Genomic DNA, 13719 nt, shown 5'->3' with positions numbered 1-13719 from the left:
AGGGTGTTGTCACTCAAGCGCATTGAATGCGCTTGAGTGCAGCCGTTAAGCCTTGACGCGTTGAACGATGGCGTACATCACTGGCACGACGAACAGGGTTAGTATGGTGGCGAAGCCTAGGCCAAACATAATGACCACTGCCATGCTAGCGAAGAAGTCATCGAATAGCAGTGGTAGCATCCCTAAAATAGTGGTGATGGCTGCCATGCTGACGGGCCTTACCCGACTCACCGAGGCGTCGATCAGTGCTTGGTAAGCAGCTTTGCCTTGGCTGAGCTCAACGTTAACTTGTTCTAGCAGCACCACGCCATTCTTGATCAGCATGCCCGACAAACTCAGGAAGCCTAATAGTGCCATAAAGCCAAAAGGCTTATCGAGAACCAGCAGACCGAGCGTCACACCGATGATGGATAGCGGCACGGTGGTCCAAAGTACACCGGCGAGGCGCAAGCTATTAAACAGCAGCACAGTAATAATAAACATCGCTAAAAAGCCGAGCGGTAACGCGCCAAATAGGGCCTTTTTTGCTTTTGCTGACGCTTCGTGCTCGCCGCCCCAAGTTAATTGGTACCCTATTGGCAGTGGTATAGCCTCCAACTTTGGTCGGACTCGGTTGAATACTTGCGCGGCGGTTTCATCGGTCAATATATCGTGGTCTGCCATTACGGTAAGCGTACGTTTACGATCTCGGCGCATAATCAGCGGGTTTTCCCAATCCACTTCTATGCGTTTCACTACTTGCGATAGCGGCACGAAATCTTGCAGTACTGAACTGTAAACCTGTAAATCTTGCCAGTTATCTAAATCAGCGCGTTCTTGCGCGGGCGGCCGTATCAAAATCGGCAGCAAATCAGTGCCATCGCGGTAGATCCCCACGGTGCGACCAACAAAGTTGGTAAGTAGCAGGTTGTTAACATCTTCCTTGGTAATACCCAGCTTGCGAGCTGCCGCTTCGTGGAAAATGGGTCTTAGCACTTTTGTACGTTGGCGCCAGTCATCTCGAATATTTACCGCGCCGCCATCTGCACGCAGAATATCCTGCGCTTTGCCGCTAAGTTCTCGAAGTACTTTGGGGTCAGGACCACTAAAGCGAGCTTCAATCTTCGCCGGTGTGGCAGGACCTATCTCCAAGCGAATCAGTTTATCCTCAACATCTGGGTGCTCTTGCGCAATGTAACTGCGCACCCGGGGTAAAAGTTGTTCCAATTGTTCGGTCGACTGCGCTCGAACGATCAGCTGCGCATAACTCTCGTACTGCTTTTCCACTAAATAAGTGAGGGTAAAGCGAGGAGCCCCTTGGCCGATAGTGGTGGATACATTTTCCACTTCTGGTTGCGCCTTCATAAACTGCTCGGCGCGTTTAACATCCTCGCTGGTCGCTCGAATATCGGTACCTTGTGGGTACCACATATCGACATAAAATAGTGGCGTGGTCGACGGCGGAAAGAACGACTGTTTCACTTGGCTAAAGCCAAGCACTGCCACTACCAGTAGCCCCAGCATGCTGCCGATAGCGATGGCACGATGACTCACGCACCAGGTTAGCAGCTGCCGGTAACGCCGATAAATCGGGTGTGCGTACAAGCTTTCGCTGTCGTTATTCTGTTGTTCCGCAATATCTTTATTGGAGAACAGCCGGTCAGCCAAAAATGGCGTGAGTGTGAGTGCGGTGAACCAGCTCAATAATAACGAGATTAATAATACCCAAAACAGGCTTCCCGCAAATTCACCGGTGGCATCTTTAGAGAGGCCTATCGGAGCGAAGGCAATAATAGCGATGATTGTCGCACCCAGTAACGGCCACTGGTTTTGGCGGGTGACATTCACCGCAGCTTGTAGTTTAGACATGCCTTGGCGCATGCCCATAACAATACCTTCGGCGATAACAATGGCATTATCAACCAGCATCCCTAAGGCAATGATCAGCGCCCCGAGTGACACTCGCTGTAGGTTTATTCCTTGTAGCAGCATAAAAATAAAGGTGCCGAGTACGGTGAGCAACAGCACTACCCCAATCAGTACGCCGCTGCGAAAGCCCATAGTGAGTAGCAGCGCCAGAATGACGATGGCGACAGCTTCTAACAGGTTGAGCAAAAAGCCTTGTACAGAATTTGCGACTTCTTTGGGTTGGTCATAAATCGCATGCAGGGTCATACCGGCTGGACGTGCGTAATCTAGCTGTTGCAAACGTTGCTTGATACGTTCACCCACTTCCACCACATTCACATCGTTAGCAAAGGACAGCCCCAACCAAATAGATTGCTCGCCATCAAAGCGCACTAAATGTTGCGGAATTTCGCCGTAGTCACGATAGATATGCGCAACATCGCGCAAGTAAATACGCTCTTCGGCTCCAGGGTTACTGATAACGAGGTTAGCCAGCTCATCGACACTGGTAAATTCGCCACTGGTGGCGAAGCGCATGGCTTCTTTATCGACCATGACCCTGCCTGCATCGGCGACCGCATTTTGGGTAGTCAGTAGTTGGGCAATGCGCGCTGGTGGAATTCCTACGTTTGCCAACTGACTGCGGGACACTTCCACCATCACTTGCTCTTGCTGTTCGCCCGACAGGGTGACCTTGCCAACCCCATCGATCAACACTAATTCACGGCGTAAGTAATCGGCGTAGTCGGCAATATCTTGGTATTCGTAACCATCGCCGGTAATGGCCATTAGCACGCCATAAACATCGGCGAAATCGTCTTTGACGATAGGCGTGCCGACCCCGGGAGGTAACATGCCTTGCGCATCATGAATTTTACGTCGTAATTCGTCCCAAATTTGTGCCAGATCATCGGCGCGATAGATACTTTTCATCTCTACCGTAATCTGTGACAGACCCGGTTTAGAAATCGACGTAATATGGTCCACGTAGCTAAGACTTTGGATCGCGTTTTCCAAACGATAGGTCACTTCCTCTTCGACCTGTTGTGAGGAGGCGCCAGGGTACTGGGTGATGACCATTGCTTTTTTTAAGGTAAAGTGGGGGTCTTCCAAGCGACCCAGTTGCAGTAACGATACCACTCCGCCAATGAGTAAAATAAACAGTAGCAACCAGCTACTGGTTTTGCGCCGGATACTGTATTCAGCAATATTCATTACAGCCCCCGCTCACGGGTCCATTCACGAACCTGTTGTCCGTTTTGTAGTTGGTGTACCCCAGCAATCACCACCTTATCGCCGGGATTCAACCCAGCGCGAATCTCGATGCCTTCGTTGGTCATTGGACCCACTTCAACGGCCACTTTATCAACGGTATTGTTAGCAGTGACACGCCATACATAACGCTTGCCGCCATCGGTGGGCGAAAACACCGCTGATGCAGGAATGACGATCGCTTGATCACTGTGCTGAATGATTTCTCGAAGATCGACCACCACGGTCGCTGACATTCCCGGTAAAACATTGAGGTTCTCCGGTTTAGCCATGGTAAGTACAACCTTGTAGGTGTTCGTTGCCGGGTCGGCTTGGGTATCCCATTCTTTCAAGGACGCCGAAAAATGTTGGTCGGGAGCGGCATCGAAAATGACAACAGGTTGATAGTCAGGTTGACGACTGACTTTGGCGAACAAGTTTTCAGGCACTTGAATGCTCACGTCAATGGCGTCGCTAATTTGCAGCGTTGCGATAGGCTGCTTGGCCTGAATGTTCTCGTAATTCTCCACGTATAGGTGTGCAATAGTGCCGCTAAAAGGTGCTCGCAACTCGCTGTAGCGTAAATTCGCTTGGGCCGTTTCGTAGTTCGACTTGGCCACGGCTAATTGTGAAGACACCTCATCAAATTGCGCCTCAGACATAAGCCCTTGGGCGACCAAATTTTTGCTCCGCTGGTATTGCGATGAGGCGAGCTGATACCGCGCTTTTGCTTGGTCGACTACCAGTTGGTAATCGGTAGGGTCGAGCTTTGCCACCAGTTCGCCTTGCTTCACATGTGAACCCGCGTGAACCGGAAGCTGTTTAAGTTCGCCCGATACTCGGAAGGTTAGCTGCGCCACTTCTGACGCCTCAAGCACGGCCGGAAACTGGCGCAGTTTTTTACCCGCTGGGTCAGCGACAGTTATCCATTTTACCGGACGAGCGGGTACGGCGTTATCTTCGGCTACTGGCGCCGGTTCAGAGCAAGCCGTTAATAAAACGCTGAGCGCGATAACACTCAGCAGGGAAAGGGTACGAGTGGTAAGTGGCATAGTCGGCCTTTGGTTTAGCAACGAGTAGCAAATAATACGGTGTAGTGTAGACCACAATGATGTACAGTTATATTGAAAATAAATTTAACACTAGTTAAGAAAAGCTGAATGAATATCACCCATTTGAAAATGTTTGCGGCCGTTGCTGAACTCGGAAGTTTGCAGCGCGCTGCGGAATCATTGCATCGCACCCAATCTGCAACCAGCATGGCATTAAAGAAGCTTGAGCAAGAGGCGGGTTTTGCGTTGTTCGAACGTGGTGCCTACCGTTTAATGCTGACGGAACGGGGCAGCCATTATTTGCGCCAAGCTCAAGAAGTCATTCGTCAGCATCAACGCTTAGCCAGTTTAAGTGAACAGCTACGGTTTGGCGCGGAGCCGTCGATAACCCTGTGCTATGACCATACCTGTGACGCACAACTGTGGTTGCCGCATGTGCGCAAAATTCAGCAACAATTTCCGGCCACCGAAGTACGCATTGAAGGTGAGTCTCAGTTACGCGCATTACAGCGGATTGCTGAAGGGTCGGCAGATCTTGCTATTAGCCCATGGATGCCATTATTTCGCCAATATGGTGATTTTGAAACGCTGACGATATCGCCATTTTCTTTAGTGGTGGCACTGACGCCGCAATTGTACCGAGAATACGATAAACCGAGTACCCGCCAACAGTTACTGGAATTGCCGATGCTGGTACCGCAAAACTTAGCCATCGGGATTGATTTAGATACGATTCTTAAATTGCCAAATCAGCGGCGTATTCGCGTTAATGATATCGCGTCGCAAAAGGAATTATTGCTAGCCGGTATGGGTTGGGGGGTCATCCCAAGACCACTGATTGCCGATGCTCTGGATGAAGGAGTGCTAGAAGAAATTGTTATACCCGGATTTATTCAGCGAGTGGATTTAGCGGTGCACCTAATTCGCTCAGCCAACCAAACCCTAGGTCCTGCCGCCTCTATAATTTGGCAGGATTATTTACCCGGCAAATGAGGAGAAAAAATTGAATGCCTAACACGCAATGGTATTAGGCATTCAAACAGTCAGCCATAACCGCTTAGTTTTGCTTTTACGGCGCGTGGAAATGCGCAACAGCATTGGTTTCATACGCGTATCCTAATTGCGCGGCAACTGCGTTAGCAGTGGCTTCTAAATGTTGGCGATTCATTTGCTGGTTATTGACCAACAACTGTTGATAGGTTTGCCGTTGCATCAGCTTGATGGAACCGCGAATCGTATCTTGATAATGTGCGCTATTGGCGGTGACTAAATAGTGCGGCATGTTCTCTGCTGAAGGTACTTCAGCGAGAGCACTAAAGCTACACAACATGGCTACTGCAATAATTAGGCGTTTCATGATGAGGCCCTCCCTCGTTTGCCCGTTCATTAGTTTAGTCGTCAGCAAAATAGAAAAGGTTGTGTTGGCGAACATTCAGTTGTAACCAAGTATGTCGCTGCTACCATTCATCACACTTATGCCAGATATAGCCCTCTGAAGCCGTGACTGTCATAGGAATTTCACGGAAAACCCCCTATAATTGCGCGTAAATTTTTTCGTCCTTAACGAAGAGGTAGTGAGAGTGCTTAAAGAGTATCGCCAGCACGTAGAAGAGCGTGCCGCAGAAGGTATCCCACCAAAGCCACTAACAGCAGAACAAGTGGCCGATCTGGTTGAGCTTCTAAAAAATCCACCTGCGGGTGAAGAAGCGTTTTTGGTTGAGTTGTTAGCAGAGCGTGTACCGCCGGGTGTAGACGAAGCGGCCTATGTGAAAGCAGGCTTTTTAAGCGCTATTGTAAAAGGCGAAGTAAACTCCCCGGTTATCTCAAAAGAGCACGCCGTAAAATTGTTGGGCAATATGCACGGCGGCTATAATATCGAAACCCTAGTGGCGTTATTAGACGACGCAGAACTTAGCCGTTTGGCGGCTGAAGAATTAAAGCACACTATTTTGATGTTCGATGCTTTCCACGATGTGGAAGAGAAGATGAAAGCTGGCAATGAGCTGGCAAAAGAAGTCATCGAATCTTGGGCCGAAGGCGAGTGGTTCACTGGCCGTGACAAGATGCCAGAACAAATCAAAGCATCCGTGTTTAAAGTGACCGGTGAAACCAACACCGATGACCTGTCTCCAGCGCCTGACGCTTGGTCACGTCCAGACATTCCTTTGCACGCCAAAGCCATGTACAAAATGCCGCGTGAAGGCGTGACCGATGCGGCAAAACAGATCGACGAACTGAAGCAAAAAGGCCATCCTGTGGCGTTTGTTGGTGACGTTGTCGGTACTGGCTCGTCGCGTAAATCGGCGACTAACTCGGTACTATGGTACATCGGTGAAGATATGCCAGGTACACCAAACAAACGTGCAGGCGGTATCTGCATTGGCTCTAAAGTTGCGCCAATTTTCTTCAACACCATGAAAGACGCTGGTGCGTTGGTGTTCGAAGCCGACGTTGAAAAAATGAACATGGGTGATGTGATCACCATTTACCCGTATCAAGGTAAAATTGAAAACGAAGCAGGCGAAGTGATCGCAGAATACGACTACGCCTCTCGTGTGATCTTAGATGAAGTGCGCGCCGGTGGCCGTATCAATCTGATTATCGGCCGTGGGTTAACTGAAAAAGCACGTGAGTGCTTAGGTTTAGGAGCTTCTGAGCTGTTTTTGAAACCTGAGCAGCCCGCAGACTCAGGCGCAGGCTATTCTTTAGCGCAGAAATTGGTGGGTAAAGCCTGTGGTATGGAAGGCGTTCGTCCAGGCACATACTGTGAACCGAAAATGACGACCGTAGGCTCACAAGACACCACCGGGCCAATGACCCGTGACGAGTTGAAAGACTTGGCTTGCCTGGGCTTTAACTCAGACTTAGTGATGCAGTCATTCTGCCACACCGCGGCGTATCCAAAACCGGTAGACGTTGAAACCCAACACACCTTGCCAGACTTCATTATGAACCGTGGTGGTGTATCGTTGCGTCCAGGTGACGGTATCATCCACAGCTGGTTGAACCGTATGTTGTTGCCAGACACCGTCGGTACAGGTGGTGACTCACACACGCGTTTCCCATTAGGTATCTCATTCCCAGCCGGTTCGGGTTTAGTCGCGTTTGCGGCGGCAACAGGGGTGATGCCATTGGATATGCCAGAGTCTGTATTGGTACGCTTTAAAGGCGAAATGCAGCCAGGCATCACGCTGCGCGACTTGGTTCATGCAATCCCTGCATTTGCCATAAAAGAGGGCCTATTAACCGTTGAGAAACGCGGTAAGAAGAATATCTTCTCTGGCCGTATTCTTGAAATCGAAGGTTTGAACCACTTAACCGTAGAGCAAGCATTCGAACTGTCAGATGCATCAGCAGAACGTTCAGCAGCGGGCTGTACCATTGATTTGTCAGAACAATCAGTGGCCGAATACCTACGCTCTAACATCACCATGCTACGTTGGATGATCAACGAAGGTTATGGCGATGCGCGCACACTTGAGCGCCGTGCACGGAAGATGGAAGAGTGGTTAGAGAACCCGCAGTTAACCCGTGCCGATAAAGACGCGGAATACGCAGCGGTTATCGAGATCGACTTGAACGATATCAAAGAGCCAATCGTTTGTTGCCCGAACGATCCAGACGACGCCAAATTCTTGAGCGAAGTTGCTGGCGATAAAGTTGACGAAGTCTTCATCGGTTCGTGCATGACCAACATCGGTCACTTCCGTGCCGCAGGTAAGTTGCTGGAGAAGAACAGCGACCCATTGAATACCCGCTTGTGGATTGCGCCGCCGACCAAAATGGATAAAGCGCAATTAGAAAGCGAAGGCTATTACGATATCTACAGCCGCAATGGCGTGCGTACCGAAATGCCAGGTTGTTCATTGTGCATGGGTAACCAAGCACGAGTAGAAGCCGGCGCCACGGTATTGTCGACGTCTACCCGTAACTTCCCAAACCGTCTCGGTGACGGCGCGAATGTTTACTTAACCTCGGCTGAATTAGCCGCAGTAGGTGCAATTGTGGGTCGCTTGCCGACACCAGAAGAGTACTTACAATACGCAAGCGATATCAATGCAATGGCAGGCGAAGTTTACCAATACTTGAACTTTGACCGCATGGAAGAATTCCGCAACGCCGAAAAAGCGGCGAAGGAAAATATCATTCCTACCATTAACGTTGCTTAAGCGTAAGCACTAAGCAAAAAGCCCGCAGCCGCGGGCTTTTTTGTGCCTGCCAATTCTTTACTGCGGCGGTTAACTTGGGTTCGCGGCATCGTCAGGGTTGGGGGAAGGCTCGGGGTGTGGGCGCTAGGGTGGTGAGTGCTTAGCGTCCCGTCGGTTCACGGTGCCTCCGGTAAAAAGACGCTCGAGCCATCCATGGCCGCTCAGTCTCTGGCCCTCCCTGGCCAGAGATGCTTTTTACCGGAGCCCCCGCGCCCCAACGAGACGCCAATCAATATCGAGGTAAACGCGCCCACACCCCGAGTCAAATAGGTGCGGAGAAGCGATGCCGCCCACCATCGAGGAAAGCCGCAGTAAAGAAGTATCCGCCTTTATCTACTCGCTTCTATCTATTAGCTTCAGACAGCCTGTTTGGGGTTGGTTGTTCTCTGCCACGGCGCGCTCGGTGTTGTATCGGCATCGCTTCTCCGTAGCCCTAAGCTTGGGGTGTAGGCGCGACTTCTCCTACATTTAACGCACAACGTTGGGGCGCGAAGCTGGGGAAAAAGTATCTCCGGCCATGGACGGCCGGAGACTAAGCGCCTCATGGATGAGCTTGAGCGGCTTTTTCCCCAGCTTCGTGAACCGGCGGGGTGCCGTGCAATGACTCTACCAAGCGCCTACACATCAAGCGCCCTCCAGCCCCTCACGATGCCGACCCACCCAAGCTAATCGCCGTGGTAGAGAGCAACCAATCCCGAGCCTGCCGCGAGCCCAAGCCCCGGCCGCAGTAAAGAATTAGCGGCCTTGGCGGGACGAGTGCGCTACCGAGTTACGATGCCGCTACGCGGATTTTTGCTTTGCGATCCACTGGCGGATGTGTTGCTCGAGCATTTGCAGTGGAATACTGCCGTTTTCTAGCACTGCGTCGTGGAAATCACGCACATCAAAGTCTTCGCCGAGCGCTTCCTCGGCTTCGTTACGCAAGCGTTTAATGGTGAGTTCGCCGAGTTTGTAAGACAGTGCTTGCGCTGGCCAGGTGATATAGCGATCGATTTCTGTGGTGCAATTGTGCAGTGATAATGCGGTATTTTCTGCCATGTAATCGATGGCTTGTTGGCGGCTCCAGCCCATAGCATGCATACCGGTATCTACCACTAGCCTTGCGGCGCGCCACATTTCATAGCTTAACCGCCCGAAGTTGCTGTACGGGTCTTGGTAGAATCCGGCCTCTAAACCTAGGTACTCGGCATACAGACCCCAACCTTCACCGAAGGCCGAAATATAGGTGTTCTGCCGGTAAGCGGGTAGGTCATCCATTTCTAGCGCGAGTGATACTTGTATATGGTGCCCGGGCACTGCCTCGTGGAAGGTCAATGCTTCCATTTGGTATAGCGGCCGGCGATCTAACGCGTAGGTATTCACCCAATACATGCCGGGCTCATCAGCGCGGGTAGGATCTTTATAACGGCCAGTAGTGTATTTCGGTGCGATTTCTGCCGGAACCGGCTCCACACCATACGGTTTGCGCGGTAATTTATTGAACAGGGTCAATAGCTTACCGTCCATTTTTTTGGCAATGTAGGTTGCCGTGCGCATCAATTCATCAGCGCTTTGTGGGTAGAAACGTTTATCGGTTCGCAAGAAATTAACGAAATCAGCAAAGCTGCCTTTGAAATCCAGTTTTTCAATAATGGTATCCATTTCTGCACGGATGCGTGCCACTTCTTGCAGACCAATTTGGTGGATTTGTTCGGCGCTTAAATCCAATGTGGTGTAATGCATGATGCGGTTATTGTACCAAGCGCTTCCGTTAGGTAACTCACTGGCACCAATGCTGTCGCGGCAGTTTGGCAAATATTCGGTAACCATAAAGGTAAAATAGTCGTCATAAGCCGGCATCACTTGGTTATCAATGATATCGGCGGCCTGTTCTTGCAGTAAGGCCCAGTCTACTGGGTTAATGCTGTCAGGGCGTTTTTCGAAGGGGTCGTAAAACACGCTATCTTGTGGGCGTTGCACAATATAAGCGGCAATACTTTCTTCAAAGCCTTTCATTGCTGCCGCTGGCTGGGTAAAACCTTCTTCAATGCCCTTTTTTAACCACGCGGTTTGTTGTTCCATATAACGTGGAATGGTTTGTAGCTTAGCCAGGTAGTCCTCATAGTCTTGGCGCTTATGAAAGGCCGTTGAGCTTGGCATAAATGCCAACTCGGTATGAAAACCGCCCTCTGAAGTTAATGGCATGTAGTGGTCATGAAAACGATAACGGTCAACCGCATCGGCCAACGCGTAACGAATCATCGCGTAATTCATTTGGTTCTGTTGGCTCAGCTTGGTGGTATCGATACTGTCGAGTTTATTCAACCACGCCTGATTGCGCTGAAATGTCTGTTCCAACGTCGCCGCTGACATATCGGGAAGTGCACGCGGGTCGCTCTCGCTCAGTCCGTCCCAAATGCGGTCGGCAAGTTGGCTAAATTGGCTGTCTAGCGACTGCTGTGTGGTTGCTTTCGCAGATGAATCTTGGCTTGTTGTGCTGGCACAACCCACCATGCTGAGAGGTGCAGCAAGGCACAGTAAAACCATCAAATGGCGCATAGTATTTCCTTGAGGTTCCGTTAGTCATAACATCATTGTATGATGCATTGTTTGCTACGCAATGTACAAATGGAGATGCGATTTGCAAAAGGCGCAAACTGGCGTGTGTGCTGAGCCAAACCTACACGGGCTTACGTTGTTGTGCAATGTTATGACCGACGATGTCGATGGACTACGGCGAAAACTCGGTAGAATGCCGATCATCCTCGACGAACTGGACGAACGTTTTTCCGAGGCCATGCTTAATGGCTTTGTCGCGATCGGCAGTGACTATTGGGATATCGTCTACCCAGAGCAGCGCCCGCTGTACCTACAAGCATTTCCAGAACTGCGTGACGACGACCGCGAAGCGCCACGGCAACCCTTCGATATTCTGTTACACATTCGCTCAGACCGCTTTGATGCCAACTTTCTTGCGGCAAGAGCCCTCATAGAATGGTTTGGACACGATATCGAGATTGTTGAGCAAATCCGCACCTTCCGTTATTTAGACGGCCGTGATCTGTTAGGTTTTATCGATGCGCCAGACAATCCGCGTGGCCTGCGTAAACGCGAAGTTGCGTTAGTGAACGCCAGCGAAGAGCCAGCGTTTGCGGCTGGCAGTTATTTGTTGTTGCAGAAGTTCCGCCATGACCTGCGCCGGTGGGAACATATTGGTCCGCAACGTCAAGAACAGTTGATGGGGCGGGAGAAAGTCTCGGGTGAGCGTTTGTCTGAGGCGGAAATCGAGAGTGTGACCCATGCCTCGAAAACGCGCTTATTGGACCAAAATGAACAACCTATTCCGCTGTTGCGGCAAAACATGCCGTGGGGTGATCTGCGTGAACAGGGTCTGCTGGCAATGTATTGCAGCAACCAGCCGAAAAAAGTGGTGGAGTGGCTGAAGCGCCGTTACTACGCCGACAGCCAGGGCGATTACGATCCGCTACTGGATTTTACCCAAGCAGTCACCAACGCCAGCTTTTTTATCCCTTCGCCGACCTTTTTACTGAAACATGGTCAACCGGCGACAGACTCAGAAAGCCAGACGGCTTAGTGCGACACACCACGCTTTTTAAACAACTCGCGAACTTTTTGCAGGGTAAAATCAATGTCCGCGACCTTAAGCGGTGCGATAAAAATGGTGTCGTCACCGGCAATGGTTCCCAACACTCCCTCTTTTTTACCCACCGAATCTAGCAATCTAGCGATCAATTGCGCGGCTCCTGGGCTCGTGCGAATGATCACCATCACGTCGTTGTGTTGAATATCTAACACCAGTTGGCTCAGTGGTGCTTGAGTAGAAGGAATACCCAACTCGGGCGGCAAGCAGTACACCATTTCCTGCTTCGCGTTGCGTGTGCGTACCGCGCCAAACTTGCTCAGCATCCGCGATACTTTCGATTGGCTAATATTATCAAAGCCTTGTTGGTTTAAGGCATTCACGATAGCCGACTGCGAACCAAACCGTTCTTCTTTTAATAATGCTTTAAATGCGTCAACAAGCGCATCTTGCTTAGTTGTTGGCATGTGCCGAGCCGTCCCTACAGGTAATGGAGTGATTCACCGTCATATTCGATTCTGCGCTAGTCTAGCGCATTTTTGTTGCCAATTCGACGATTGGCTAATGCCCGTGCAAGTTGTATTTTTAGGGGGATTAGAGTAAAGTTTCGGCACATTTAGAAGCATAACGGAGTCTGAAATGAAAGTTGCCGTTCTAGGAGCTGCTGGCGGTATTGGCCAAGCATTATCATTGTTGTTGAAAACTCAATTACCGGCAGGTTCTGAGTTATCGTTGTACGACGTTGCCCCAGTTGTCCCGGGTGTTGCAGTCGATTTAAGCCACATCCCAACCGACGTTAAGGTACAGGGCTTCGGTAAAGACGATTTAGCTTCGGCATTGGTCGGTAGCGATATCGTTCTAATCCCTGCAGGTGTACCACGTAAACCGGGTATGGATCGTTCAGACTTGTTTAACATGAACGCAGGTATCGTGAAGAACCTGGTTGAAGGCATCGCCGATAACTGCCCAGACGCCTGCATCGGTATTATCACTAACCCAGTGAACACGACCGTGCCAATCGCGCGCGAAGTATTGAAGCAACGTGGTTGTTACAACAAAAACAAATTGTTCGGTGTGACGACGCTAGACGTTATCCGTTCAGAAGCGTTTGTTGCTGAATTGCGCGGTTTAAACCCAGCGAATGTCACCGTGCCAGTGATCGGTGGCCACAGTGGTACAACTATCTTGCCATTGTTGTCGCAAGTGGAAGGGGTAAGCTTCACTGATGAAGAAATCAAAGCATTAACACACCGCATTCAAAACGCCGGTACAGAAGTGGTTGAAGCAAAAGCCGGTGGCGGTTCTGCAACCTTGTCGATGGGGCAAGCAGCGGCACGCTTCTGCTTGTCGTTGGTTAAAGCCTTAGAAGGCCAATCAGTGGTTGAATGCACCTATGTCGACGGCGGTAGCGAACACGCAGAATTCTTCGCACAGCCGGTACGTTTAGGTAAAGGCGGTGTAGAAGAAGTCTTACCGTACGGCGAAATCAGCGCCTTCGAAAAACAATGCATGAACGACATGCTAGAAGGCCTGAAAGGCGATATCCAAAAAGGCATCGACTTCGTCAGCTAAACCCAAACAAGTTTTAGCCTTAAAAAAGCCCGCTATAGCAGCGCAATGCTGATCAGTTAAGAAATAATTTAGCGATCCATTGACCGATCAAGTGGAGCTGTCAAACTCCAGTGATAGTAACTGTCACTGGAGTTTTTTTATGTCTCTCAGCCGCGCGCTACGCGATTCA

The 13719-nt window shown here is 50.4% G+C and carries 9 protein-coding genes; 4 read left to right on the top strand and 5 right to left on the bottom strand.

Annotated features, from left to right (window positions below):
* Positions 1–45: 45 nt before the first annotated feature.
* Complete coding sequence (locus CWI84_RS07045) at positions 46–3102, bottom strand: efflux RND transporter permease subunit (protein ID WP_126841887.1); 3057 nt, start codon at positions 3100–3102, stop codon at positions 46–48.
* Positions 3102–4190: an efflux RND transporter periplasmic adaptor subunit gene (locus CWI84_RS07040; protein ID WP_126841886.1), complete on the bottom strand. Its 1089-nt coding sequence runs from the start codon at positions 4188–4190 to the stop codon at positions 3102–3104. The genes CWI84_RS07045 and CWI84_RS07040 overlap by 1 nt, the downstream gene beginning before the upstream one ends.
* 108 nt (positions 4191–4298) lie before the next feature.
* On the opposite strand from CWI84_RS07040, the gene CWI84_RS07035 reads away from it, so the two are divergent.
* The gene (locus CWI84_RS07035; protein ID WP_126841885.1) at positions 4299–5183 is read left to right on the top strand and encodes a LysR family transcriptional regulator; all 885 of its coding nucleotides are present in this window, start codon (positions 4299–4301) and stop codon (positions 5181–5183) included.
* A 76-nt stretch (positions 5184–5259) separates the two neighbouring features.
* Here the strand turns inward: CWI84_RS07035 and CWI84_RS07030 are convergent, their stop codons facing one another.
* On the bottom strand, positions 5260–5547 hold the full coding sequence (locus CWI84_RS07030; protein WP_126841884.1) for a hypothetical protein: 288 nt from the start codon (positions 5545–5547) through the stop codon (positions 5260–5262).
* 223 nt (positions 5548–5770) lie between these two features.
* On the opposite strand from CWI84_RS07030, the gene acnB reads away from it, so the two are divergent.
* Entirely contained in the window at positions 5771–8359 is a 2589-nt protein-coding gene (gene acnB / locus CWI84_RS07025) for a bifunctional aconitate hydratase 2/2-methylisocitrate dehydratase (protein WP_126842041.1), read from the top strand.
* Between the two features lie 819 nt (positions 8360–9178).
* Here acnB and CWI84_RS07020 read toward each other — a convergent pair.
* Entirely contained in the window at positions 9179–10936 is a 1758-nt protein-coding gene (locus CWI84_RS07020; protein WP_126841883.1) for a DUF885 domain-containing protein, read from the bottom strand.
* An 82-nt stretch (positions 10937–11018) separates the two neighbouring features.
* Here CWI84_RS07020 and CWI84_RS07015 point away from each other — a divergent pair, with 82 nt between their 5' ends.
* On the top strand, positions 11019–11972 hold the full coding sequence (locus CWI84_RS07015) for a Dyp-type peroxidase (RefSeq protein ID WP_126841882.1): 954 nt from the start codon (positions 11019–11021) through the stop codon (positions 11970–11972).
* Here the strand turns inward: CWI84_RS07015 and argR are convergent.
* Positions 11969–12445, bottom strand: coding sequence for a transcriptional regulator ArgR (gene argR / locus CWI84_RS07010; protein ID WP_126841881.1), 477 nt, complete (start codon positions 12443–12445; stop codon positions 11969–11971). The two genes, CWI84_RS07015 and argR, sit on opposite strands and share 4 nt — an antisense overlap.
* A 172-nt stretch (positions 12446–12617) precedes the next feature.
* Here argR and mdh point away from each other — a divergent pair, with 172 nt between their 5' ends.
* Positions 12618–13550, top strand: a complete 933-nt coding sequence (mdh, locus tag CWI84_RS07005; RefSeq protein ID WP_126841880.1) for a malate dehydrogenase — start codon at positions 12618–12620, stop codon at positions 13548–13550.
* Positions 13551–13719: the final 169 nt, after the last annotated feature.

The sequence above is a fragment of the Idiomarina tyrosinivorans genome (assembly GCF_003987475.1).
GTDB classification, from domain to species: domain Bacteria; phylum Pseudomonadota; class Gammaproteobacteria; order Enterobacterales; family Alteromonadaceae; genus Idiomarina; species Idiomarina tyrosinivorans.
Note: the sequence above shows the minus strand (reverse complement) of the source record. Positions and strands in the feature narration are given on the sequence as shown.

Excerpts from the sequence above, each read along its gene's own strand:
- CWI84_RS07030 (WP_126841884.1), bottom strand. The coding sequence starts at position 5,547 with ATGAAACGCCTAATTATTGCAGTAGCCATGTTGTGTAGCTTTAGTGCT.
- CWI84_RS07035 (WP_126841885.1), top strand. The coding sequence starts at position 4,299 with ATGAATATCACCCATTTGAAAATGTTTGCGGCCGTTGCTGAACTCGGA.
- CWI84_RS07040 (WP_126841886.1), bottom strand. The coding sequence starts at position 4,190 with ATGCCACTTACCACTCGTACCCTTTCCCTGCTGAGTGTTATCGCGCTC.
- CWI84_RS07045 (WP_126841887.1), bottom strand. The coding sequence starts at position 3,102 with ATGAATATTGCTGAATACAGTATCCGGCGCAAAACCAGTAGCTGGTTG.
- argR (WP_126841881.1), bottom strand. The coding sequence starts at position 12,445 with ATGCCAACAACTAAGCAAGATGCGCTTGTTGACGCATTTAAAGCATTA.
- mdh (WP_126841880.1), top strand. The coding sequence starts at position 12,618 with ATGAAAGTTGCCGTTCTAGGAGCTGCTGGCGGTATTGGCCAAGCATTA.
- CWI84_RS07020 (WP_126841883.1), bottom strand. The coding sequence starts at position 10,936 with ATGCGCCATTTGATGGTTTTACTGTGCCTTGCTGCACCTCTCAGCATG.